This is a genomic window from Nocardia araoensis NBRC 100135 (genome assembly GCF_000308435.1).
GTDB classification, from domain to species: Bacteria; Actinomycetota; Actinomycetes; order Mycobacteriales; family Mycobacteriaceae; genus Nocardia; species Nocardia araoensis.
Genome location: NZ_BAFR01000126.1, coordinates 1 through 22,811, shown reverse-complemented (window position 1 = coordinate 22,811; position 22,811 = coordinate 1). Strand labels below are relative to the sequence as shown.

Sequence of the window (22,811 nt, the reverse complement as noted above, 5' to 3'; positions counted from 1 at the left end):
CGGCGGATCGCGGATCGATGGCGCGGAGGCGCGGATGACTATCGGGGAACAGCTCGGCGCCGCCGGATACGTGGCGGGCTGGCGACTGGTGCGCGCGCTGCCGGAGCCGACGGCACGGCGAGTGTTCGAGTGGGGGGCCGACCGGGTCGCCCGTCGCGCCAATCGGAAATTCCACGCGGGCGGCGCGCCGAACCAATTGCGGCGCAATCTGGCGCGCGTGCTGGGCGTGCTTCCCGCCGACGTGCCGGACGAACTGATCGGCGCCAGCATGCGCTCGTACGCGCGATATTGGCGGGAGGCGTTCCGGCTGCCCACGATGGACCACGCCGCGATCGACTACTACGTCGGTGGGCTGGAGCATCTGGATGCCGCGCTGGCGGAGGGCCGGGGCGTGATCTTCGTGCTGCCGCACTCCGGCAACTGGGACATGGCGGGCGTCTGGCTGGTACAGCACTACGGTGGCCTCACCACCGTGGCCGAGCGGCTGAAGCCGGAATCGCTGTTCGAGCGGTTCGTCGCGTACCGGGAGAGCCTGGGCTTCGAGGTGTTCCCGCTGACCGGCGGTGAGCAGCCGCCCTTCGGCCTGCTGGCGGCGCGCCTGCGGCAGAACAAGATCGTGTGCCTGATGGGCGAACGCGACCTCACCGGCAAAGGTGTACCCGTGCAGTTCTTCGGTGAGCGCACCTGGATGCCCGCGGGCGCGGCGAAACTGGCCGTCGACACCGGGGCGGCGTTGCTGCCGGTGCACGCGTGGTTCGAGGCCGACGCCGAAGGCCGCGAGAACTGGGGGCTGAAAGTCGAAGAGCCCATTGACGTTTCCGTGGGAGTGGCCGCGGCGACCCAGGCGTTGGCGGACCGCTTCGCAGCGAACATCGCCGAGTATCCGGCGGATTGGCACATGCTGCAACCATTGTGGGAGAGCGATCTCTCGCCCCAGCGGCGTGCCAGGATCGACACCGCGCAGGCGAGCATCGAGGCCGAACAGGGAGACGTATCGCCATGAAGATCGGCATGGTCTGCCCCTATTCGTTCGACGTCCCCGGCGGGGTGCAGGCGCATGTGGTCGAACTGGCGCGGGTGTTCATCGAACGCGGGCACAAGGTGAGCGTCCTGGCGCCCGCGTCCGAGGGCACCCCGCTGCCGGAATTCGCAGTGTCGGCGGGACGCGCCGTGGCCATCCCGTACAACGGGTCGGTGGCGCGGCTGTCGTTCGGGCCCATGGCCTACACCAGGATTCGACGCTGGATCGAAGGCAACGATTTCGACGTCCTGCACATCCACGAGCCGAACGCGCCGAGCCTGTCGATGCTCGCGCTGAAGATCGCCGAGGGCCCGATCGTGGCGACCTTCCACACCTCCACGACGAAATCGCTGGTGCTCAGCACTTTTCAGGGTGTGCTGCGGCCGTATCACGAGAAGATCTCCGGTCGTATCGCGGTCTCCGAACTCGCGCGCCGCTGGCAGGTGGAGGCGCTCGGCTCGGACGCGGTGGAGATCCCCAACGGCGTCGACGTCCCGGCGTTCGCCCGCGCGCCGATGCTGCCGGGCTATCCGCGGCCCGGCGGGACGGTGCTGTTCCTCGGCCGCTACGACGAGCCGCGCAAGGGCATGGAAGTGCTGCTCGGCGCGCTGCCCGAGCTGGTGCGCAAGCATCCCGACATCCAGATCCTGATCGTCGGCCGCGGCGACGAGGACCGGTTGCGCCGCGAAGCCGGCCGGCTGTCCGGTCATCTGCGCTTCCTCGGTCAGGTGTCCGACGAGGAGAAAGCCTCCGCGATGCGGAGCGCGGATGTGTATGTCGCGCCGAACCTGGGCGGCGAGAGTTTCGGCATCATCCTGATCGAGGCGATGGCGGCGGGCACCGCCGTCGTGGCCAGTGAACTGGACGCCTTCCGCCGGGTGTTGCGGGACGGTTCGGCGGGCATGCTGGTCCCGGTCGGCGACTCCGCGGCGCTGGCAGGCGCGCTGCACACCGTGCTCACCGACGAGGTGCGCAGAGAGGCGCTCGTGCACACCGCGACCCAGGTCGTCGGTGAATACGACTGGCCGGTGGTGGCCGAACAGATCCTGCGCGTCTACGAGACGGTGACCGTCGGCGACACGAGAGTGCGGGCCGCCGGATGATCACCTTCTCCGCGACGACCGTCCTCGTCCTCGCGCTGATCGCCGCGGTCGTCGTCGCGATCGGCCTGTGGGCGTACTCCACCGCCAACCGGCTCGACCGGCTGCACGTGCGCTCCGACCAGTCCTGGCAGGCGCTCGACGCGGCGCTGGCCCGGCGGGCGGTGGTGGCCAGGTCGGTCGCCATGGCGATCGCGGGTCCGGTGTCCGATCCGGCCCTGTCGGAGCAGGCCAGGCAACTGACCGTGCTGGCGGACCGGGCCGAGCGCGCCGGGCGCGCCGATCGGGAGACCGTGGAGAACCGGTTGTCCAGCGCACTGTCGGCGGTCGATATCGGCACGCTGCGCCCGCAACTGGTCGCCGAGCTGGCCGACGCGGAGGCCCGGGTGCTGATCGCACGCCGCTTCCACAACGACGCCGTGCGCGACACGCTGGCGCTGCGCACCCGCCGCCCGGTCCGCATCCTGCACCTCGGGGGCACGGCGCCCTTGCCGACCTACTTCGAGATCACCGAGCGCGCCACCCCCGCCGCGTCCACCGGCCTCGCGGTGGACACCATCCGCACCACCGCGCGGATCGTGCTGTTCGATGAGAACAATCGGACCCTGCTGATGCGCGGCAACGATCCGAAGACGCCGGAGGTGTCGTTCTGGTTCACCGTCGGCGGCGGCGTGGAGCCGGGGGAGAGCCTGCGCGAGGCGGCGGTACGGGAGCTGTACGAGGAGACCGGATATCGCGGAGATCCTGCCGCGCTGCGCGGTCCGATCTGGCGGCGGGTAGCGGTATTCCCCTTCAACGGCGAGTTGATCCGGTCGGAGGAGCTGTTCTTCGCTCTGCGAGTGCGTGGTTTCGATCCGCAACCGGCGAACCTGACCGTGATCGAACGTCGCTCCATCACCGGACACCGATGGTGCACCGCCGCCGACATCGTCGCGCTGGACCGCTCCGGCGAAACCGTCTACCCGTATCACCTGGACGAACTGCTGGCCGAAGCGGCCGAGGCGGCATCGGGTACCGGCGATCCGGAGGTCCGCTCCATCCGCTGACCGGCCGCGGAACGAGTGTGATGTGTTTCACGATCGTGATAGCGTCGCGATGATCCAGGGCGCCGGAGGGTACTGATGTCGGGGACGCATGTGATTTCGGTGTCGTGGGCCCGCTGACGGCGGAGCTGTTCCTGTTCGGTTGTGGAGGTAGTTGATTCATGTCGTACCTGCTGTTCGATTTCCTGTTGCCGCTGCTCGGTCCCGCGGCCGCGGAGTACTGGGCGCAGTTGCTGGTGGTCGGCCCGCTGTGACCGGGCGCCCGGCGCGGACCGGGCAGGCCAGTGCGGCGCCGGGACGGCAGGACGACAGAGCCTTCTCGGCGTAAGGCGCCATAACCGAGATCACACCAGGCCAGTGCCCTCCAACTGGCTATCAAGTGGCCTTTTGTGGCCACCTAGAATCGTGGCGTTCGACTGCGAGTGATCGATTTGGCGCACATGCCTGGAGGAGTTTGCCGTGACCACCCCCGAGTCCACCCAGACCGTCGGTACCGCCCGCGTGAAGCGCGGCATGGCCGAGATGCTCAAGGGCGGGGTGATCATGGATGTCGTCACGCCGGAGCAGGCCAAGATCGCCGAGGACGCCGGTGCGGTCGCGGTGATGGCGCTGGAGCGCGTCCCCGCCGATATCCGCGCCCAGGGCGGGGTCTCCCGGATGAGCGATCCGGACATGATCGACGGCATCATCAACGCCGTCTCCATTCCGGTCATGGCGAAGGCCCGCATCGGCCACTTCGTCGAGGCGCAGATCCTGCAGAGCCTCGGCGTGGACTACATCGATGAGTCCGAGGTGCTCACCCCCGCCGATTACGCCAACCACATCGACAAGTGGAACTTCACCGTGCCGTTCGTCTGCGGCGCGACCAACCTCGGCGAGGCGCTGCGCCGAATCACCGAGGGCGCGGCCATGATTCGCTCCAAGGGCGAGGCGGGCACCGGTGACGTGTCCAACGCGACCACCCACATGCGCAAGATCCGCCAGGAGATCCGCAGGCTGTCGTCGCTGCCCGAGGACGAGCTGTTCGTCGCGGCCAAGGAGCTGCAGGCGCCCTACGAGCTGGTCCGTGAGATCGCCGAGACGGGCAAGCTGCCGGTCGTGCTGTTCACCGCGGGCGGGATCGCGACTCCCGCCGACGCCGCGATGATGATGCAGCTCGGCGCCGAGGGCGTGTTCGTGGGTTCGGGCATCTTCAAGTCCGGCAACCCGGCACAGCGCGCCGCCGCCATCGTCAAGGCCACCACCTTCTACGACGACCCGGACGTGCTGGCCAAGGTGTCGCGTGGGCTCGGCGAGGCCATGGTCGGCATCAACGTCGAAGAGATCGCCCAGCCGCACCGCCTGGCCGAGCGCGGCTGGTGATTCCCGGCCGGTAGCGTCTGCCGCGTGGAGTTGCGGCAGCTGCGGTACTTCGTGGTGCTGGCGGAGGAATTGCACTTCCGCCGGGCCGCGGAGCGATTGTTCATCTCGACGCCGACGCTCAGCCAGCAGATCAAGGTGCTGGAACGGGAGCTGGGCGGTCCACTGCTGGTGCGGGAGCCCCGGGTGGAGCTGACGGCCGCGGGCGCGGTGCTGCTGCGCTCCGGCAGGACCGTCCTGCGCGCGATGGACGAGGCGATGCGCGAGACCAGGCGCGCTGCCGCCGCCGGTGCGCCGGTGCTGCGTCTCGGGCTGCTGAACGGTGTCCCGCCCTGGCTGCCCGCCCGCATCGGCAGCCTGCTCACCACCGCGCTGCCCGGTGCCAGGATGGTGCTCACCGGCGGGACGACCGCCGATCAGGTGCGGTTTCTCGATGACGACGAAGTGGATCTCGCGTTGGTCCGTGCCCCGGTGGATCTGCCCGAACGCTTCGCGCAACGTCCGGTGGCCCGCGAGGAACTGGGTGTCGTGATGTCCGAGCGGCATCCGCTCGCCGGTGCGGCGCCGCTGGACCCGGCCGAGCTCAGCGGACACGAGCTGATCTTGTTCGCCCGCGAATCGGCTACCGGCCTGCACGACTTGCTGTTGCGCACGCTCGCGGGCCACGGCGCCGCCGTGCGGCTGAGCGACAGCGCGATGGGGCATGCGCAGATGCTGGCCGTGCTGCCGTCGCGTCCCGACATGATCGGGCTCAGCTCGTCACGCGTGAACGGACTGCCTGGTCTGGTTTGGCGGCCGCTACGCGGCACGCCGTTGCTGGTGACGTACGCGCTCGCCTGGCGCGCGGCGGTGCGTGATCCGGCCGTCGCGGCGCTGCTGGCGGCACTGGCGGCCGAACTGTCGCCGGAATGAGCCCGCCGGGACCGCTTCCGATGCTAGGTTCACTTCTTACGGCGGCCAGAAGGTCGCCTCATGGTTCTCACAATCACGCTCAGTAGCTTCGCCATTCGATGGCCATCCCGGCCATATCGCGCCCTATCACCGTCGGATCGATCCGAGCGCAAAGGACGAACAGTTGAAGCTTCTCAAGACCGGACGCATCGCAGCAGCAGGCGTGGCCCTAGTGGCCGCCCTGAGCCTGGCCGCCTGCGGCAGCGACGACAAGAGCGATTCGCACACCACCCACACCACCACCGCAGCCGCCTCGGCGACCGCGAACGTACCCGCCCCGCCCACCAAAGAGGAACTGAACGCCAACCTGCAGCGTGCGCTCGACCCCGCGGTGCCGAACGAGGAGAAGCTCGACCTCGTGCAGGGCATCGAGGCCGATCCGGGCCTGCCCAACCGCTTGGCCCAGGCGTTTCAGCAGGCCAACGCCACGGCAGTGGTCACGGGCGTGACCGCCTTCGGTGACACTGTCACCGCCCAGGCCACGTTCACCATCAACGGGCAGGCGAACCAGGTCGACGTTCCGTTCGTCCTCGAAGACGGCAAGTGGAAGGTGCAGAAGGCCTGGGCCTGCCAGGCGCTGGCCAACCTGAACCAGCAATCCCCGGCCTGCACCGCCTGACGGCCGGAGCCGGCCCGGGCGCGCGGGCGATGAAGTTCGCCTCGTCGTGACCGGCGTCGGCTCCGCCCGCCGCGGTCCCTGCGTCGAATCGGCCCGCTACCTGCGGTGTTAGCCTGCGCCCAAGGCGTATTCGGCAGCGCGACATGGACACTCGACCATGGCGATGGTCGGGTGGAGTCATGACAACAAGCAGCACAACACCCGAACGTGTCGTCATCGTCGGCGGCAGCTCCGGCATGGGACTGGCGCTGGCGGCGTCGCTGATCGGTGCGGGCGCGCAGGTCACCATCGCGGGTCGTTCCGCCGAACGGCTCGCGGAGGCGGAGCGCGCGTTGTCCGAGGGGCCGGGCACGGTGCGCTCGGTCGTCGCGGACATCACCCGGGAAGCCGACCTCGAGCGTCTGTTCGCCGAATCGGAGCCGGTCGATCACGTCGTCACCACCGCCGCCGACGTCACCGGCGCCTATCAACAGCTGGACCGGTTCGACGCCGACCTGGCCCGAAACCTGGTCGCGGCCAAGTTGATCGGCCCCATGCTGCTCGCCAAGCACGCCCGGATGGTCCCCGGTGGCTCGCTGACGTTCACCTCCGGCGTCGCGGCTTATCGGCCCGCGCCGGGCGGTGCCATGGTGGCGGCGGTCAACGGCGCTCTCGCCTCGCTGGCCTACGCGCTGGCCCTCGAACTCGGCCCGATTCGCGTCAACGTGGTCTCGCCGGGGTGGGTCGACACGCCGATCTGGGACACCATCGCGGGGCCCGCGAAAACCGAACGTCACCAGCAGCTCGCCGCGCGACTGCCCGTCGGCCGCATCGGCCGCCCTTCCGACATCGCGCAGGCGATGCTGGGCGTGATGCGTAATCCCTTCATCACCGGCACGGTTCTGCACGTGGACGGCGGACATCGTCTGGTCTGAGCTGGGCAAAGCGGTGGGCGTGCGAGTATCCATCTCGATACTCGGATATGCGCATCCAACCATGAGAACGCCCGAGCCTGGTAGTCATCGAGGAGAAATCGGGAGGACCGGGAACTCAATCGTCCCGGTCCGCGCCGACTCGAAGCGCCGGACGATCAGGGTGGTCCCAGCGCACGAAGAACGTTGGCATGTATGGGTTCTCGGCATCATGCCGGAGCAGGGCGGGAATGGTCCACTGTGCGTCGGGCGGGGTGCGGCGGCGGAGCGCGGCCTCGGACAGGTCCAGCCGGAGGCTGAGGTCGGCATCGAGCCCGCGGCCGGCGAGCATCGGGCCCGCGATGACGAGGCTGGTCGCGCACGGCGCGGTGCGGATCGCGGCGCGCGCGGAGCGGTCGGCGGCTTCGTCCCACAACGCGGGCAGCCACCGGCCGTGCTCGCGCAGCGCGTTCACCACTTCGCGGCGCAGCGCGGCGTAGTCGAACCAGGCGGTGCGATAGGACATCTCGTCGGTGCGGCCGAACTCCATCCGCAGCGAGGCGGGGCGCACGTAGTCGTGCAAGGAGACCACCCCGGCCGACCGGCCCGCATCGCGCAACGACTCGGCGATCCGCTCGGCGAATGCCACCGGCTCGGCGGCGTCCGCGCCGTCGACGGCGATCACCGTGTGCGAGGTCGCGGTCAGCACGGGTTGGATCACCTGCGCGAGGAGGGCCTCGGGCGTGATGGGCAGGAAGCGCGGCACCCGTCCATCTCAGCAAAAGGGCGACGGCCGGTGGGGGCGTGGGCGTTGCCGCGCGTTCACCGGCGGCCGAGCGGCGACGCCGTGAGCGGCCGGGATAATCTCAGCGCATGGCGACAATCGAAGAGGCGCTGGAGATAGAGCGGCTGGAGCGGGACATCTTCCGTGGGGCGTCCACCAAGACCCAGCTTCCGCGCACATTCGGCGGCCAGGTTGCCGGCCAGGCGCTCGTGTCCGCGGTCCGGACGGTGGAACCGCGGTTCCAGGTGCACTCGCTGCACGGCTACTTCCTGCGCCCGGGCAATCCGCAGGAGCCCACGGTCTACCAGGTCGAACGCATCCGGGACGGGCGGTCGTTCTGTACCCGGCGAGTGACCGGCATCCAGGACGGCGCCGCGATCTTCACCATGTCGGCGTCGTTCCACATCGGCGACGAGGGGCCCGAACATCAGGACGTCATGCCCGCTGTCCCGATGCCGGAGGATCTGCCCGACGCCAGCACCACGATGACGCCCGAACGGCTGTGGGCGATGCGAGAGTGGGAGCACTGGGACATCCGCATGGTCCCACAGGAGAACGTGTCGCGCCGCGACGGCGTGGTCTCCCAGCAGCAGGTGTGGTTCCGCTACCGGCACCTGCTGCCCGACGATCCACTGGTGCACGTGTGCACCCTCGCCTACATGAGCGATATGACGCTGCTGGGATCCTCCAAGGTCATCCATCCCGACGAGCCGACCCAGAACGCCTCGCTCGACCACGCGATGTGGTTCCTGCGCCCCTTCCGCGCCGACGAATGGCTGCTCTACGACCAGTCGTCGCCGTCCGCCGGTTTCGGTCGTGGACTGACCGGCGGCAAGATCTTCACCCGAGAGGGCACGCTGGTCGCGGCCGTGGTGCAGGAAGGCCTCATCCGCACGTTGCGGGAGGACTGAACCGGCCCCCATCGCGATGCGCCCGCGGCGGCCGACCGTGAGCGGGCCCACATCGGTACGGCTCGTAAGCTTTCCGGCGTGAACGCTACCTCGGTCACCGCACCCGCCGCCGACGCCGGACAGGCACAGTCCCGTCCCACGATCGGCGTGCTCGCGTTGCAAGGCGACGTCCGGGAGCACGTCGCCGCGCTCGCGCACTGCGGCGCCGAGCCCGTGCTGGTCCGGCGCGAGGCGGAGCTCGCGGCCGTGGACGCGCTCGTGCTGCCCGGCGGCGAATCGACCGCGATCAGCAAGCTGCTGCAAGTCTTCGAACTGCTGGAGCCACTGCGCGCGCGGCTGCGCGACGGCATGCCCGCGTTCGGTTCCTGCGCGGGCATGATCCTGCTCGCCTCGGAGGTGCTCGACACCCGCCCGGACGCCGAGCATCTGTCCGGCATCGATATGACGGTGCGGCGCAACGCGTTCGGCCGTCAGGTCGACTCGTTCGAAACCGACCTCGCGTTCTCCGGCCTGACCGACGGCCCGGTGCGAGCGGTGTTCATCCGGGCGCCCTGGGTGGAGCGGGCGGGCGAGGGGGTCGACGTCCTGGCCACGGTGCCGGCCGGTCCCGCCGCGGGCCGGATCGTCGCGGTGCGGCAGGGCAACGTTCTGGCGACGTCGTTCCATCCCGAGGTCACCGGCGATCTGCGGGTGCACCGCATGTTCGTGGAGATGGTCCGCTCGGCCACCGTGTGATCGGGGCCGCTCTGCACGGCCGTGGCAGGGGCCCGAGTAGGCTGGAGAAGTTGTCCGCCCGGCCGTGCCGGTACCGTACACACGACCAGACGTGCCACCGACCTGAAGGAAGTAGGGAATGAGCGGCCACTCCAAATGGGCCACCACCAAGCACAAGAAGGCTGCGATCGACGCGAAGCGCGGCAAGCTGTTCGCGAAGTTGATCAAGAACATCGAGGTGGCGGCCCGGACCGGTGGCGGTGACCCGGATGGCAACCCGACGTTGTACGACGCCATCCAGAAGGCGAAGAAGTCGTCGGTCCCCAACGACAACATCGAGCGCGCCCGCAAGCGCGGCGGCGGCGAGGAAGCCGGCGGCGCCGACTGGCAGACGATCATGTACGAGGGTTACGGTCCCAACGGCGTCGCCGTGCTGATCGAGTGCCTCACCGACAATCGCAACCGGGCCGCGGGTGAGGTCCGGGTCGCGATGACGCGCAACGGCGGGAACATGGCCGATCCGGGCTCGGTGGCCTACCTGTTCCATCGCAAGGGCATCGTCACGCTGGAGAAGAACGGCCTGTCCGAGGACGACGTGTTGCTGGCCGTGCTCGACGCGGGCGCCGAGGAGGTCAACGATCTCGGCGACTCGTTCGAGATCATCAGCGAGCCGGGCGATCTGATCGCGGTCCGCTCCGCGCTGCAGAGCGCCGGCATCGACTACGACTCCGCCGAGTCCGGGTTCCAGCCGTCGGTGTCGGTCGCGGTGGACGTCGACGGCGCCCGCAAGGTGATCAAGCTCGTCGACGCCCTCGAGGACAGCGACGACGTGCAGAACGTCTACACCAACGTCGACATCCCGGACGACGTGCTCGCCGAGCTCGAGGACTAGTCGATCAATCCCGCGTAGTACTCCCGCATGGCGGGATAGTAGTGCGCGAAATCGGGGCGGCCGGTCTGCGCACGGGCCGCCCCGAGCATGTCCAGGTAATACTCCCAGCCGGGGCCGACCTGCGGCAGCTGGGCGATCTCGGTATCGGTGCCCAGACGGTGGGTGAAACGTAGTTCGGTGGTCCCCGCCGTCTCGCTCAGAGCCAGCTCCAGCCGCCACGACCCGTGGTCGTCGATGGCCGAGACGGCGAGGCGGCGTGGCGGTTCGCAGGTGTCGATGCGCAGCTCCATCCATGGCTGCCCCTCCTCGAAAACCATGCACACCTTGACCGTTCGTCCCGGTCCCGCCTCGCCTTCCCATGGTCCGAACCAGCGGGCCGTGCGGTCGGATTCGGTGATACTCGCCCAGACGTCCTCGATCGGGGCGCGGTAGGCGCGGGTCAGCACCAGATCTTTGCCCGTATCGGCCGGGAGCAGTCGTCCCGTGGGTCGCTCGGTCATGGGGTGTGCCTTTCCAGGAGTGCGGTCACGCTGTGCTGCCTCCTCGGAGCCTGCCCGGCTCATGCGGTGTGCTCCCGGGAGGTGTCGTGGTCACCGGAACGGCGCTCGCGCCTGGTCCGATAGACCTCGGTTTCGAGTGCGTCGAGATGCTGGGCCCAGGCGGCCGGTTGCCGGAAGCGGGCGAGCCATTCGGTGAGCGCCGACAATGGACCGGTGTCGAGCACGTAGTAACGCTCCCTGCCGACGAGTTCGTCGCGCACCAGGCCGCTCTGCCGTAGCACCCGTAGATGCCGGCTGACGGCGGGGCGGCTGATCGTGAAGTGCCCGGCGATCTCCCCGGCGGTGCGCCGGGTTCCGACGAGCAGTTCCATGATCTGCCTGCGTACCGGATCGGCGATCGCGCCCGCCACCTCGTCCACGACAAAAGCGTAACCGATAGGTTACGCTTTTGTCGACGGTACGGCGAGATCCAGGCGGAATCGTGCGGCCGGTCGGTGCTTCAGTGCCGCCGGGAAGGGATGGCCGGAATCACTCCGCGATCTTGGTGCGGTCACACCACTCGTACACGCGCAGTCGACCTTCGGGCGTGTCCTGTTCCCGCTGGGTGACCTTGAAATGCTCGTATCCGCCGCGGAACGGCACCTTCAATTCCACGCCGGGCGGGGTGATCGGGACGATGCGCGCGGGCAGATCTTGCGGCCCGCCTTCGAGGACTGCTTTTGCGCCTTTGCTCATCCTCGGATGGTAGAAGCGTGGACGCGCTGATCGTGGCACATTTCATGGCACGGTGAGTACCAATTTGCCGACGGTTCGCCCGGTGTCGCCCAGCGCGTGCGCCTCGGCCGCCGCGGACAGCGGGAACGACCGGGCGATCGTCGGGCGCAGCGCACCGGATTCGACGAGTTCGGCGAGGGCGAGCATGCCCGCGTGATCGTGCTCCACCAACATCCGGATCGCGCGCACGCCCAGCGCCTGTGCCGCACCGGCCAAGTCGATCGCGCCGAAGGCCCGTAGCGTCACCAGCAGACCGCCGGGGCGCAGGGTGCGCAGCGACCGGATGCTGTTGTCGTCATCGATGGAGTCAAGTACCACGTCGACGTCGCGGACCGCTTCGGCGACATCGGTGTCGCGGTAGTCGATCACCTCGTCGGCGCCGATTCCGCGCAAGAACGCGTGGTTCGGTGCGCTGGCCGTGCCGATGACGTAGGCCCCGCGCGCTTTGGCGATCTGGACCGCGAAGTGGCCGACGCCGCCCGCTGCCGCGTGGATCAGGACGCGTTGTCCGGCGGCGAGTCCGGCGGTGTCGACCAGCGCCTGCCAGGCGGTGAGAGCGGCCAGCGGGATCGCCGCCGCCTGCGTGTGATCGAGCGCGGCAGGCTTGGGGGCGAAGGCGCGGGCCGGGCCGACGACGTATTCGGCGCAGGAGCCGTGGCCGTACGGATACGGGAGCATGCCGAACACCTCGTCGCCGGGGCGGAACAGGGTGACGCCGATGCCGGTGGCCGCGACCTCGCCGGAGACGTCCCAGCCGAGGACGAACGGCGGTTCCGGGAGGAACAGTCCCGCGGTCGCGCGGTGGCGCCAATCGGTCGGGTTGAGTCCGGCGGCGCGGACCCGGACCAGGATCTGGCCGGGTCCGGGAACCGGCTGCGGAAGCTTCACTTCGGTGAGCACCTCGGGTCCGCCGAGGGTCTGCTGGCTGATCGCACGCATGGTCGCGGTGCTGTCGTTTTCGGTCACGGCTGTCAGCCTGCCGGGATCCGACGGCGAAGAAAATGGCACGATTGCCATTCTTCGATATGATCGTGCCATGAACTCGACTGCACCCCATCGCGTGGTGGTGCTGGCGCTGGCGGGGGTCTACCCCTTCGAACTCGGTATCCCGAATCGGGTGTTCGGCAGTGCCGCAGGTAGATACGAGGTGATCACCTGCTCGGTCGACGGTCGCCCGGTGCGGACCGCCGCCGATTTCGACATCGCGGTGGCCCACGACAGCAGCGCTTTGCGCAATGCCGACACCGTGGTGCTGCCCGCCTGCGACATCACGGCGGCTGTCACCGGCACGCTGCCGCAGCCGGTGCTCGACGCGTTCGCGCGGATTCCGGCGGCGGCCAGAATCGTCGCGATCTGCACCGGCGCCTTCATCGCCGCTGCCGCGGGACTGCTCGACGGGCGACCGGCCACCACGCATTGGAATCAGGCCGGTCTGTTCCGGCGCGCCTTCCCCCGGGTCCGCCTGGACCCCGACGTGCTCTACGTCGACGACGGGGACGTCCTCACCTCGGCGGGCGCGGCGGCGGGGGTGGACGTGTGCCTGCACCTGGTGCGGCGCGATCACGGCAGTGCCGTCGCGAACGCGGTCGCGCGCCGCTGTGTCGTCCCGCCGTGGCGCGACGGCGGCCAAGCGCAGTACATCGAGCAACCGGTGCCGCCCGAGACGTCGGCGGGGACCGCAGCCGCCCGGCAATGGGCCCTGGAGAACCTGCGCCATTCGCTGACCGTCGACGAACTGGCCGTCCGGGCTCGGATGAGCAAGCGCACCTTCGCCAGGCGCTTCCGCGACGAGGTCGGCATGAGCCCGGGGCGCTGGCTGATCCAGCAGCGCGTCTTCCGCGCCAGGCATCTGCTGGAAACCACCGACTTGACCGTCGACCGCATCGCGAGCGAGGTCGGTTTCGCCACCGGGACCTCGTTGCGTCAGCACCTGACCGACGCGATCGGCGTGTCCCCGCAGGCCTATCGGCGCACGTTTCGAGCGCGAGCGGCTGTCGCGGCGACCTGAATGCGCGCGTCGGTCCGGCGGTTCAGGTGGTGGCCGGAACGGGTAGACCCACGCGTCCGGCGATCCACGGCAGAGACGAGGTGAACGCGGCCGACGCGAACTGCCAGGTGTGCCCGCCCCGGGTGGTGTAGACGGTGCACTCGATGTCAACCGCGCGTCCTGCGGCGCAGAGTTTGTCGGCGGCGCCGACCTCACCGGCGTCGGGCATCCCGTCCCGGCCGCCGAGCCCGGCGCGCTCGTCGTCGGGAGCGGGCGCGTGCGTGATCCCACCGCCGGAGCGCTGTGCGGGGACGAGGTCGTCGAACAGGCCGGCGACGCCGCTGTAGGGACCGTGCGCGGCCATGACGGTCAGCGGGTCGAACGCGGCCCAGGCGGCGGCGTCACCGCCGAAGAGCCTGGTGATGGTCTGCTCCTTGGTGCCCGACGACGGCCCGAGATCACCTGCGATGTCGAGGAAGGTGTGGACCAGTTCGGGATGCATGACCGCCAGGTCCACCGCGCAGGTTCCGCCCATGGACCAGCCCACCACCGCCCAGTTCGCCGGATCGGCCGAGGTGCCGAACCGCGATTCGAGGTAGGCGGGCACGTCCTCGGTCAGATGGCCGGCGGCGTCGCCGCGGGGCCCGTCGACGCATTCGGTGTCGTTGTTGAAACTGCCGCTGGCGTCGACGAAGACGAGGATCGGCGCGCGGCCGCCGTTGGCTGCGGTGAAGCTGTCCAGGGCGGGCATGATCTGGCCGCTGCGGATCCAGTCCGCAGGCGTGTTGAACTCGCCGCCGATCATCATCACCACCGGCAGGGCGGGCGGGGTCGGCCCGGCGAACCATGCGGGCGGCAGGTAGACGTATTCGGTGCGGTGCGGGAAACCGCTGCTCGCGTCGGGAATTCGCACCGGCACCAGCTTGCCGTCGGTGACGGTGGTGTTCCGGAGGGCGGGCAGCGCCGAGAGGTCGGTCTGGTGCGGGAGCGGGTCCGCGGTGACCGCACCCCACGCGGCTTGCACGGTGGGGTAGTAGCCGACCCACTGGTTCAGCACGATGCCGGCGCTCACCAGGGTCAGCGGGATGGCGAGTACCGCGATCCCGCGCCGCCACCAGCGTGCGCCCGGCCAGCCGACGACGGCGATGGCCACGGCCGCGGCGGCCGCGCCGACCCACGCCCACAACCGAATGGGCGCGGGGTCGGAGGCCAACCCTTCGTCGGCCACGTACCACGCGGCCGCCAGCGCTCCCCCGACGCCGACCGCCACGCAGACCGGCAGCTGGATCAGCCACCACCACCGGTCGCGCCGAGCGACGGCGACCAGCACGACCACCGCGGCGAGGAGTGCGACGGTCACCGGTAACCAGCCGTGCAGCAAGGAGACCCCGTGGTGGAAGGCGTGCTGCTGGTTCGATGCCGGGCTCGCCGGCGGAACCTGCGGTGGCGCCGGAGACGGGGGAGCAGCGAGTATCGGCACGTCCGGCATTGTCCAGGCCGTTCCTCGAGGCACGCTGTGAATCGGCTTCGGCTCTCCTTGGGGCGGTGCGCGCGGCAGAATGCGAGCATGGTCGAACTGGTGCTGGTGCGCGGCGACATCACCGAACAGCAGGTCGACGCGGTGGTCAACGCGGCCAACTCGTCGCTGCTCGGCGGCGGGGGCGTCGACGGGGCGATCCACCGGCGCGGCGGACCGGAAATCCTGGCGGAATGCCGCCGATTGCGGGCCTCCCGCTACGGCAGGGGTCTTCCCACCGGAGCGGCGGTGGCCACCACGGCGGGCAGGCTTCCCGCGCGGTGGGTGATCCACACCGTGGGTCCGGTGTGGTCGGACGTCGAGGACCGCTCCGCTCTGCTGGCCTCGTGTTATCGCGAGTCGTTGCGCGTGGCGGACGAATTGGGCGCGCGATCGGTCGCCTTCCCCGCGATCTCGACCGGAATCTTCGGCTGGCCGATGGACGACGGGGCGCGGATCGCTGTCGACACGGTCCGTGCGACCGAGACGGCGGTCTCCGAGGCGCGATTCGTCCTGTTCGACGAGCGGGCACACGGTGCTTTCGCGCGGCAGGTCTCCGGGATCTGATCCACCGGACTCCCACCACGTCCCCTGTGCACCGGTTGGAGTCGCCGAACTTGTCGGTCGGCACTGGCATAGTCGGCGCGTGTCGTTCAGTACTCGCATCGAAGTCCGGGTGTCCGACCTGGATCCGCAGTTGCACGTCACCGGCGCCGCCTATCACCAATTCGCCGATCACGCGCGTTTCGCCTGTGTTCAGGCGGCGGGCGTGTCGGTGGACGAGTTGATCGCGTCCGGTCTCGGGCCGGTCAACTTGGAAACCGTGCTCCGCTTCCAGCGTGAGCTCCGTGGCGGCGACACCGTGGACGTGTCGTGCGAGTGGCAGTGGGGAGACGGCAAGACCTACCGGGTCGAGCACGTCCTGACCCGCGCCGACGGCGTGGTCGCCGCGACGGTGACCAATGTCAGTGGCCTGCTCGATCTGACGGCGCGGCGTCTGATCGCCGATCCCGCGCGGCAATGGGCGGCACGCGCGAGCCGGCCGGCGTTGCTGGGGTTGCCGGGCGCGGCGGTTGTCGGCGAATAGCCGGGCTGTGTCGCTCGGCGGTGAAAGCCGAAGCCTCCGCTAGACTCTCGAACAATTGTTCGTGTCTGCGAGAGGGATTGTCGTGCGGGTGATGGGCGTCGACCCCGGCCTCACCCGATGCGGCCTCAGCATCGTCGAGGGCGGATCGGGACGGAAGGTCACCGCCGTGGACGTCGACGTGGTCCGCACTCCCGGCGATATGGATCTCGCGCAGCGCCTGCTCGCGGTCGCCGACGCCGCCGAACGCTGGATGGACACCCACAAGCCGGGGGCCGTCGCCATCGAACGCGTCTTCGCCCAGCACAATGTCCGTACCGCGATGGGCACCGCGCAGGCGGGCGGCGTGATCGCGCTGGCCGCAGCGCGCCGGGGGATTCCGGTCGCGTTCCACACACCCAGCGAGGTGAAGGCCGCGGTCACCGGCAACGGCACCGCCGACAAGAAGCAGGTGACCGCGATGGTCACCCGTATCCTCGGCCTGCCGTCCGCGCCGAAGCCCGCGGACGCGGCGGATGCGCTGGCGCTGGCGATCTGCCATTGTTGGCGGGCGCCGCTGCTGGAGCGGATGGCGGCGGCGGAGGCCAAGGCGGCCGCGGCGCAGCGCCGATACAGGGAACGGCTGGCCGAACAACGGAAGGCGGTGCACGGGTGATCGCGTCGGTACGCGGTGAAGTGCTGGAAATCGCCCTCGATCACGCGGTGATCGAGGCCGCTGGCGTCGGCTACCGGCTCAACGCGACTCCCGCCACTCTGGCCGGGCTGACCCGAGGCGAGGAGACCCGGCTCTACACCGCGATGATCGTCCGCGAGGACTCGATGACCCTCTACGGTTTCGCCGACACCGAGGCCCGCGACCTGTTCGGCCTGTTGCAGACCGTTTCGGGGGTCGGACCCCGCCTGGCCATGGCGGTGCTGGCCGTGCTCGAGCCCGAGGCGCTGCGCAAAGCGCTGGCCGAGAGCAACGTGGCGGCGCTCACCCGGGTCCCCGGCATCGGCAAGCGCGGCGCCGAGCGCATGGTGGTGGAACTGCGCGACAAGGTGAATCTCGTTCCCGTGCCCGCCGGTCCGCCCGGATCCGCGCCCGCCGCGGTGGTCACGCCGGTGCGCGAGCAGGTCACCGAGGCGCTCGTCGGCCTCGGTTTCGCCGCCAGACAAGCCGAACAGGCGATCGATGCGGTGCTGGCCGAACAGCCCGACGCCGACACCTCCGCCGCCCTCCGGGCCGCGCTCGGTATGCTCGGCAAGAATCGGTAAGGCGTCATGGACCATCCAGAGGAATTCGCCGAATCGCAGGTCAGCGCAAACTATCTGAAGTCCGACGGCGAGATCGAGGCGAGTCTGCGACCGAAGTCGCTGGACGACTTCATCGGTCAGCCCCGGGTCCGCGAGCAGCTCGCGCTGGTGCTGCGCGGTGCCAAACAACGCGGCGGCACACCGGATCATGTCCTGCTGTCGGGCCCGCCCGGTCTCGGCAAGACGAGCATGGCGATGATCATCGCGGCGGAACTCGGCACCGCCTTACGGATCACGTCGGGTCCCGCGCTGGAGCGGGCCGGGGATCTCGCCGCCATGCTCAGCAACCTGGTCGAGGGCGACGTGCTGTTCATCGACGAGATCCACCGGATGGCGCGCCCCGCCGAGGAGATGCTCTACCTGGCGATGGAGGACTTCCGGGTGGACGTGGTCGTCGGCAAGGGGCCGGGAGCCACGTCCATTCCTCTGGATATCGCACCGTTCACGCTGGTCGGAGCCACCACCAGATCCGGAGCGCTGACCGGCCCGCTGCGCGACCGTTTCGGTTTCACCGGGCACATGGACTTCTACGAGCCCGGCGAGCTGCTGCGCATCCTGCAACGGTCGGCGCACATCCTCGGGGTCGTCATCGAGCAGGAGGCGGCGGCCGAGATCGCGGGCCGCTCGCGCGGCACGCCCCGTATCGCCAATCGCCTGCTGCGCCGCGTCCGCGACTACGCGGAGGTCCGCGCCGACGGCCGGATCACCCGCCCGATCGCCCAGGCCGCGCTCGAGGTCTACGACGTGGACGTGCTCGGCCTCGACCGGCTCGACCGCGCGGTGCTCGGAGCGCTCGTCCGCAGCTTCGGCGGTGGCCCGGTCGGGGTGTCCACTTTGGCCGTTGCGGTCGGGGAGGAGGCCGCGACGGTGGAGGAGGTCTGCGAACCGTTCCTGGTTCGCGCGGGCATGGTCGCGCGAACACCTCGCGGCCGGGTCGCCACCGCCGCCGCCTGGGAGCACCTCGGTCTCGTCCCGCCGCCCGACCTGGTGTTCGGTTCCATCGAAGTGCGCGGTCGCGAGCCGCACCCCACGCTCGACCTCTTCGAATGAACCGGGTGAACGCAGCCGCGGCGGCAGGTCAGCGGCGACGGCGCAGGGCGGCGGCGACCAAGTCGCGGAAGGCGTCGACCTCGTCGCGCTGATACCCGCGAGTGCCGAGGCGGGCCTCGGTGAAGCGGACGGCCTCGACATCGGCGAGGGTGAGGCTGCCCGGTCCGCCGTGCGCGAGAGTCGCGGCGACCAGATCGAGGAACGCGCCGACCTCTTCCTCGTTGTATCCGCGCCTGCCCACCGGGGCCTGGCTGAACCGCATGCGCTGCACGTCGTCGAACGTGAGCATGGCGTGGCCGTTGCCGTTCGCTGCGGGCACCGGCCGGACGCCGCGCTGCCGGAACTCCAGCTCGGCGCGCAACTGATCGAGATACTCGTCGACCTGGTCGGCGCGGTAACCACGCTGACCGAGCCGGGGCGCGCCGAAACCGACATGTCGCAGATCGTCGGCGGCGAGCACGCCTTGCCCCGCCAGCGTCGCCGCGACGAGTTCGAGGAAGGCATCCACCTCGTCCGCGTGGTAGCCGCGATGCCCGAGCGTCGGGGTCGCGAAACGGGTGCGGCGCACGTCCTCCGGAGTCACGGGCGACATTCTGTCAGGCTCGGTGTGCCGGGCCGATCGGAAGGGAAACTTCGCGTTTCCCTGGCCTTTTGCGAACAAGGGCCGTCCCCTTGGCGGAAGCGTCGGATCAGTGCGCCTCACCCTAGCGCCGGTGGCGGTGTCAGGGGGATTGCCGAGGTGCTCAGTCCTTGCGCACGCCATCCACGAGCAGGCGGCGGATCGCCTCGTTCAGCCCGGCGATAGCGGCCTCGTCGGGTTCGCGCAGCGAGTAGACGATGCCGCCGATCAGCATGCCGGTCACCGCGCGCGCGGTGTTCGACGTGTCCAGGTCGGCGCGCAGGTAGCCCTGCTCGACGCCGTGCTCGAGATAGCCGGCGGTCAGCGCGTCGGCGGTGTCGAGCAGTCCGTAGAGCCGCTGGGTGAGTTCGTCATCGATGCCGGTGGCGTGGAAGAGCAGCAACTGGGCGACCCGGCGATCGGTCAGCAGGATCTCGGTGAGGGCCACCCCGATACGGTCGATCTGGGCGCGGTATTCGTCGAGGGTGGCGGCGGCGTCCGGGGCGTTCTCGGTACCCAGGGCGGCGATGATGCGCGCCGCCAAGTCGTCGATGACGTGGTCGATGATGTCGCGCTTGTTGCTGAAGTAGCGGTAGAAGGTGCCGTGACCGATGCCGAGCTGTCCCGCGATGTCGGCGATGCCGGTGGCGTGATAGCCCTTCTCCGCGAAACAGGCGAACGCGGTGTCGATGATCTCTTGGCGCAGTTCGGCTTTGCGTCGCTCGGCACGCGTGGATGGCTTCGTCACCTCCCCGATGATACAGTCATCACAAACGGAATGATGTGTCATTCCGTGATATGTGGTTCAGCTAGCAGGAGGTTCGGTGTGGCGCCTCAATACGACGCGGTCGTGGTCGGTGCGGGGTTCGGGGGCATGGGAGCGGGCATTCAGCTCGATCGGCTCGGCCTGAGCAATTACGTCATCCTCGAACGCGAGGACGATCTCGGCGGCACCTGGCACGTCAACCATTACCCGGGTCTCGCGGTCGACATCGCCTCGGTCACCTACTCCTACTCGTTCGAACCGAACCCGCACTGGTCGCGGCTGTTCGCGCCGGGGGAGGAGCTGAAGAAGTACGCCGCCCACGTCGCCGACAAGTACGGCCTGCGTCGTCGCATGCGCTTCGGCACCGTCGTCGACGGCGCGCGCTGGGACGAAGAGCAGCAGCACTGGGTGGTCTCGATCGCGGGCGGAGAAACCGTCACCGGCCGGTACCTGCTCACCGCGACGGGCTTCCTGTCCCAGCCCTACACCCCGCCGTTCCCGGGGATCGACTCGTTCGCAGGCAAGATCATCCACACCACCGCATGGGAGGACGACTTCGACCTCACCGGCCGCAGGGCCGCGATCATCGGCACCGGCGCCACCGCTGTGCAGCTGGTGCCCGAGGTCGCCAAGAAGGCGCGGGCGCTCACCGTGTTCCAGCGCACCCCGATCTGGGTGGTCCCGAAGATCGACACCACGATTCCCGCGCCGGTGCGCAAGCTGTTCGAACGGGTTCCCGTCACCCAGAAGGCCGCGCGACTGGTCAACACCAGCCTGCTCGAGGCGCTGATGGTGGTCGGGGTGCTGCATTTCAAGCAGGCCGGGCTGGTGAACAAGGGAGCGGGAGCGCTGGCCAAGGCGCACCTGCGAGCGTCCGTGCGCGACAAGCGAACGCGCAGGCAGCTGACCCCGCACTACGACTTCGGGTGCAAGCGGCCGACCTTCTCCAACCACTACTTCACCACGTTCAACCAGCCGCACGTGCGCCTGGAGACGAATTCCATCGACCACATCGAGCCGGACGGCATCGTCACCGCCGACGGGCACAAGACCGAGATCGACACCCTGATCCTGGCCACCGGCTTCAATCTGTGGGACGTGAACTTCCCGGCCATCGAGATCATCGGCCGGGACGGGGTGAACCTCGGAAAGTTCTGGCGCGACAACCGTTTCCAAGCCTACGAGGGCATCACGGTGCCGAAGTTCCCCAATTTCCTCAGCCTCAACAGTCCCTACTCTTACAGCGGCCTGTCCTACTTCACCACCATCGAGGCGCAGATGAAGCACATGGGCAGGTTGTTCGGCGAATTGCGCCGCCGGGGCGAGACCACCTTCGAGGTCAGCGAGCAGGCCAACGCGGCGTTCCTGGACCGGGTGACCGACAAGCTGGGCTCCTCGGTGTTCTACGGCGGCGACTGCGCCACCGCGCGCAGCTACTACTTCAACCAGCACGGGGAGGCCGCCCTGCTGCGGCCGACCAGCACGCTCAACGCGCATCGCGAAGCGGTGAGCTTCCCGCTGGAGGATTACGTCTACGGCAAGACGGCCTGACGCCGGTGCCGCGGCTCGCCCGCCGGAGCGTGTCCCGGCGGGCGAGCCGGTGTCGATGTGGGCCGTTGTAGCTGCCCAGCGGGCGTGCGGGTGTGGCACCCGCGCAGCGAACTGGCAGACTGTGTGGGTACTTGCCCATCCCACCCACGACACTAGGGACTGACTTCGACGATGGAACTGCTGTTTCCGCTGCTACTGGTAGCCCTGCTCGTGCCGATGTTCCTCGGTGTCCGCCGTCAGAAGCGGGAAGCCGAGAAGGTCGCCCAGATGCAGGACAGCCTGAAGATCGGCGATCAGGTCGTCACCACGTCGGGTCTGTACGGCACCGTGGTCGAACTCGACGACACCACGGTCGACCTCGAGATCGCCGAGGACGTGGTCACCACGTGGCTGCGCCAGGCCGTCCGTGAGGTGCGCACCGACGACCAGGTGAGCACCGAGGAGACCGGCTCGGAGGCCACCGGCTCGGACACCACCGAGGCCGTCGAGGAATCCGCCGAGCAGACCGAGACCCGCCTGACCAAGGACTGATCGTTCCGGTTGTGCCCCGGCTCGCCGGATGTCGCCGCGGCCGTCCGTCCGCGCACCCGGCGTCGCTGGTGCACGTCCGCATGTTCCATCCTCGACTTCCCGCCTAGGAGATGACGTACTGTGCCACCTTCCCAGGGATCGGCGCACCCGCTGCGGCTGCTCGGTGTCTATGCCGCGCTGCTGGCCGTGATCTATGCGCTGGTGTTCTTCACCGGTGACAAGTCCCCGACACCCAAGCTCGGTATCGACCTGCAGGGCGGCACCCGCGTCACGCTCTCCGCGCGCACGCCGGACGGCAGCAAGCCCAGCCAGGACAGCCTGAAGAAGGCGCAGGACATCATCGAGAACCGGGTCAACGGGCTCGGCGTCGGCGGATCCGAGGTCGTCATCGACGGCGACAACATCGTGATCACCGTCCCGGGCGACGACGGGCAGCAGGCGCGCGCGCTGGCGACCACCGCCAAGCTCTACATCCGTCCCGTGCTGCAGGCCGTGCCCGCGGCGGGGCGCGGTGCGACGACGCCGGGCGCCCAGCCCGCGCCGGCCGCGCAGCCGACGACGCCGGAGACGACGCAGCCCGCCGCGCCGGAGACCACCCAGCCCGCTCCCCAGCAGCGCGTGTTCCCCGCTCAGCAGCCGACACAGCCACCCGCGGAACCCGGCCGCGAGCCCACCGAAGAGGCGAGCAAGGAGATCCAGGCGGCCAAGGCACTGCGCCAGAGCACCGATCCGTCCGTGCAGCAGGCCGCGCTGGCCGCCATGGACTGCGGGAAGGCCGATCCGCTCGCGGGCAACGACGACCCGGCCCTTCCACTGGTGACCTGTTCGACCGACGGCACCGAGGTCTTCCTGC

Annotated in this window: 26 protein-coding genes and 1 pseudogene; 19 read left to right on the top strand and 8 right to left on the bottom strand. The window is 69.4% G+C overall.

What is annotated here, in order from left to right:
- Nucleotides 1–34: 34 nt before the first annotated feature.
- The 7 genes from ON21_RS17080 to ON21_RS17050 all read left to right on the top strand — a co-directional run bounded on the left by ON21_RS17080 (nt 35) and on the right by ON21_RS17050 (nt 7,007).
- Nucleotides 35–1,003 carry a phosphatidylinositol mannoside acyltransferase gene (locus tag ON21_RS17080; RefSeq protein ID WP_039799088.1) on the top strand — a complete coding sequence of 323 codons (969 nt, stop codon included), beginning with the start codon at nt 35–37 and terminating at the stop codon, nt 1,001–1,003.
- A complete protein-coding gene (locus ON21_RS17075; RefSeq protein ID WP_039799087.1) occupies nt 1,000–2,124 on the top strand; it encodes a glycosyltransferase family 4 protein in 1,125 nt (374 codons plus the stop codon). Before ON21_RS17080 ends, ON21_RS17075 begins: the two co-directional genes overlap by 4 nt.
- Nucleotides 2,124–3,167 (top strand): NUDIX hydrolase, encoded by a 1,044-nt coding sequence (locus ON21_RS17070; protein ID WP_039799110.1) that lies wholly within the window; start codon nt 2,124–2,126, stop codon nt 3,165–3,167. Before ON21_RS17075 ends, ON21_RS17070 begins: the two co-directional genes overlap by 1 nt.
- Nucleotides 3,168–3,623: 456 nt before the next feature.
- Nucleotides 3,624–4,526 carry a pyridoxal 5'-phosphate synthase lyase subunit PdxS gene (pdxS, locus tag ON21_RS17065; protein ID WP_039799086.1) on the top strand — a complete coding sequence of 301 codons (903 nt, stop codon included), beginning with the start codon at nt 3,624–3,626 and terminating at the stop codon, nt 4,524–4,526.
- A gap of 24 nt (nt 4,527–4,550) precedes the next feature.
- The gene (locus tag ON21_RS17060) at nt 4,551–5,435 is read left to right on the top strand and encodes a LysR family transcriptional regulator (RefSeq protein ID WP_051020892.1); all 885 of its coding nucleotides are present in this window, start codon (nt 4,551–4,553) and stop codon (nt 5,433–5,435) included.
- Between the two features lie 163 nt (nt 5,436–5,598).
- A complete protein-coding gene (locus tag ON21_RS17055; protein WP_039799085.1) occupies nt 5,599–6,093 on the top strand; it encodes a WKL family lipoprotein in 495 nt (164 codons plus the stop codon).
- A 179-nt stretch (nt 6,094–6,272) separates the two neighbouring features.
- The gene (locus ON21_RS17050; protein WP_039799084.1) at nt 6,273–7,007 is read left to right on the top strand and encodes an SDR family oxidoreductase; all 735 of its coding nucleotides are present in this window, start codon (nt 6,273–6,275) and stop codon (nt 7,005–7,007) included.
- A gap of 115 nt (nt 7,008–7,122) precedes the next feature.
- On the opposite strand, the gene ON21_RS17045 is transcribed toward ON21_RS17050, so the two are convergent.
- A complete protein-coding gene (locus tag ON21_RS17045) occupies nt 7,123–7,749 on the bottom strand; it encodes a nucleoside/nucleotide kinase family protein (protein ID WP_039799083.1) in 627 nt (208 codons plus the stop codon).
- 107 nt (nt 7,750–7,856) lie between these two features.
- Here ON21_RS17045 and ON21_RS17040 point away from each other — a divergent pair, with 107 nt between their 5' ends.
- The 3 genes from ON21_RS17040 to ON21_RS17030 all read left to right on the top strand — a co-directional run bounded on the left by ON21_RS17040 (nt 7,857) and on the right by ON21_RS17030 (nt 10,284).
- The gene (locus ON21_RS17040; RefSeq protein WP_039799082.1) at nt 7,857–8,678 is read left to right on the top strand and encodes an acyl-CoA thioesterase; all 822 of its coding nucleotides are present in this window, start codon (nt 7,857–7,859) and stop codon (nt 8,676–8,678) included.
- 78 nt (nt 8,679–8,756) lie between these two features.
- Nucleotides 8,757–9,413 (top strand): pyridoxal 5'-phosphate synthase glutaminase subunit PdxT, encoded by a 657-nt coding sequence (pdxT, locus tag ON21_RS17035; RefSeq protein WP_051020891.1) that lies wholly within the window; start codon nt 8,757–8,759, stop codon nt 9,411–9,413.
- A 118-nt stretch (nt 9,414–9,531) separates the two neighbouring features.
- Nucleotides 9,532–10,284, top strand: a complete 753-nt coding sequence (locus ON21_RS17030) for a YebC/PmpR family DNA-binding transcriptional regulator (RefSeq protein WP_039799081.1) — start codon at nt 9,532–9,534, stop codon at nt 10,282–10,284.
- Here the strand turns inward: ON21_RS17030 and ON21_RS17025 are convergent.
- The 4 genes from ON21_RS17025 to ON21_RS17010 all read right to left on the bottom strand — a co-directional run bounded on the left by ON21_RS17025 (nt 10,281) and on the right by ON21_RS17010 (nt 12,497).
- Complete coding sequence (locus ON21_RS17025) at nt 10,281–10,784, bottom strand: SRPBCC family protein (protein ID WP_039799079.1); 504 nt, start codon at nt 10,782–10,784, stop codon at nt 10,281–10,283. The genes ON21_RS17030 and ON21_RS17025 overlap by 4 nt on opposite strands.
- Before the next feature lie 59 nt (nt 10,785–10,843).
- Nucleotides 10,844–11,203 (bottom strand): metalloregulator ArsR/SmtB family transcription factor, encoded by a 360-nt coding sequence (locus ON21_RS17020; protein ID WP_039799078.1) that lies wholly within the window; start codon nt 11,201–11,203, stop codon nt 10,844–10,846.
- Nucleotides 11,204–11,312: 109 nt separating this feature from the next.
- Complete coding sequence (locus ON21_RS17015; protein WP_039799077.1) at nt 11,313–11,519, bottom strand: DUF5988 family protein; 207 nt, start codon at nt 11,517–11,519, stop codon at nt 11,313–11,315.
- A 42-nt stretch (nt 11,520–11,561) separates the two neighbouring features.
- The gene (locus ON21_RS17010; RefSeq protein ID WP_039799107.1) at nt 11,562–12,497 is read right to left on the bottom strand and encodes an NADP-dependent oxidoreductase; all 936 of its coding nucleotides are present in this window, start codon (nt 12,495–12,497) and stop codon (nt 11,562–11,564) included.
- A 97-nt stretch (nt 12,498–12,594) separates the two neighbouring features.
- Here ON21_RS17010 and ON21_RS17005 point away from each other — a divergent pair, with 97 nt between their 5' ends.
- Nucleotides 12,595–13,566: a GlxA family transcriptional regulator gene (locus ON21_RS17005; RefSeq protein ID WP_039799076.1), complete on the top strand. Its 972-nt coding sequence runs from the start codon at nt 12,595–12,597 to the stop codon at nt 13,564–13,566.
- Between the two features lie 22 nt (nt 13,567–13,588).
- On the opposite strand, the gene ON21_RS17000 is transcribed toward ON21_RS17005, so the two are convergent.
- Entirely contained in the window at nt 13,589–15,034 is a 1,446-nt protein-coding gene (locus tag ON21_RS17000; RefSeq protein WP_083880678.1) for an alpha/beta hydrolase, read from the bottom strand.
- Nucleotides 15,035–15,112: 78 nt separating this feature from the next.
- Here ON21_RS17000 and ON21_RS16995 point away from each other — a divergent pair, with 78 nt between their 5' ends.
- The 5 genes from ON21_RS16995 (at nt 15,113) to ruvB (ending at nt 18,491) form a co-directional block, all read left to right on the top strand.
- A complete protein-coding gene (locus ON21_RS16995) occupies nt 15,113–15,628 on the top strand; it encodes an O-acetyl-ADP-ribose deacetylase (RefSeq protein WP_039799074.1) in 516 nt (171 codons plus the stop codon).
- A 79-nt stretch (nt 15,629–15,707) separates the two neighbouring features.
- The gene (locus tag ON21_RS16990; protein ID WP_039799072.1) at nt 15,708–16,148 is read left to right on the top strand and encodes an acyl-CoA thioesterase; all 441 of its coding nucleotides are present in this window, start codon (nt 15,708–15,710) and stop codon (nt 16,146–16,148) included.
- A gap of 82 nt (nt 16,149–16,230) precedes the next feature.
- Nucleotides 16,231–16,800 (top strand): crossover junction endodeoxyribonuclease RuvC, encoded by a 570-nt coding sequence (gene ruvC, locus ON21_RS16985; RefSeq protein ID WP_039799070.1) that lies wholly within the window; start codon nt 16,231–16,233, stop codon nt 16,798–16,800.
- Nucleotides 16,797–17,402 (top strand): Holliday junction branch migration protein RuvA, encoded by a 606-nt coding sequence (gene ruvA / locus ON21_RS16980; protein ID WP_039799068.1) that lies wholly within the window; start codon nt 16,797–16,799, stop codon nt 17,400–17,402. Before ruvC ends, ruvA begins: the two co-directional genes overlap by 4 nt.
- A 6-nt stretch (nt 17,403–17,408) precedes the next feature.
- Complete coding sequence (ruvB, locus tag ON21_RS16975; protein ID WP_039799066.1) at nt 17,409–18,491, top strand: Holliday junction branch migration DNA helicase RuvB; 1,083 nt, start codon at nt 17,409–17,411, stop codon at nt 18,489–18,491.
- A gap of 28 nt (nt 18,492–18,519) precedes the next feature.
- On the opposite strand, the gene ON21_RS40615 is transcribed toward ruvB, so the two are convergent.
- Nucleotides 18,520–19,083, bottom strand: coding sequence for a DivIVA domain-containing protein (locus ON21_RS40615; RefSeq protein ID WP_039799065.1), 564 nt, complete (start codon nt 19,081–19,083; stop codon nt 18,520–18,522).
- A gap of 151 nt (nt 19,084–19,234) precedes the next feature.
- Nucleotides 19,235–19,900 carry a TetR/AcrR family transcriptional regulator gene (locus tag ON21_RS16965; RefSeq protein ID WP_051020890.1) on the bottom strand — a complete coding sequence of 222 codons (666 nt, stop codon included), beginning with the start codon at nt 19,898–19,900 and terminating at the stop codon, nt 19,235–19,237.
- A gap of 36 nt (nt 19,901–19,936) precedes the next feature.
- Between ON21_RS16965 and ON21_RS16960 the strand changes: the two genes are divergently transcribed.
- The 3 genes and pseudogenes from ON21_RS16960 to ON21_RS16950 all read left to right on the top strand — a co-directional run.
- The gene (locus ON21_RS16960) at nt 19,937–21,427 is read left to right on the top strand and encodes a flavin-containing monooxygenase (protein ID WP_039799063.1); all 1,491 of its coding nucleotides are present in this window, start codon (nt 19,937–19,939) and stop codon (nt 21,425–21,427) included.
- A 171-nt stretch (nt 21,428–21,598) separates the two neighbouring features.
- Complete coding sequence (yajC, locus tag ON21_RS16955; RefSeq protein ID WP_039799062.1) at nt 21,599–21,958, top strand: preprotein translocase subunit YajC; 360 nt, start codon at nt 21,599–21,601, stop codon at nt 21,956–21,958.
- A 120-nt stretch (nt 21,959–22,078) separates the two neighbouring features.
- Nucleotides 22,079–22,811 (top strand): annotated as a pseudogene (locus ON21_RS16950) (protein translocase subunit SecD); the annotation flags it as partial.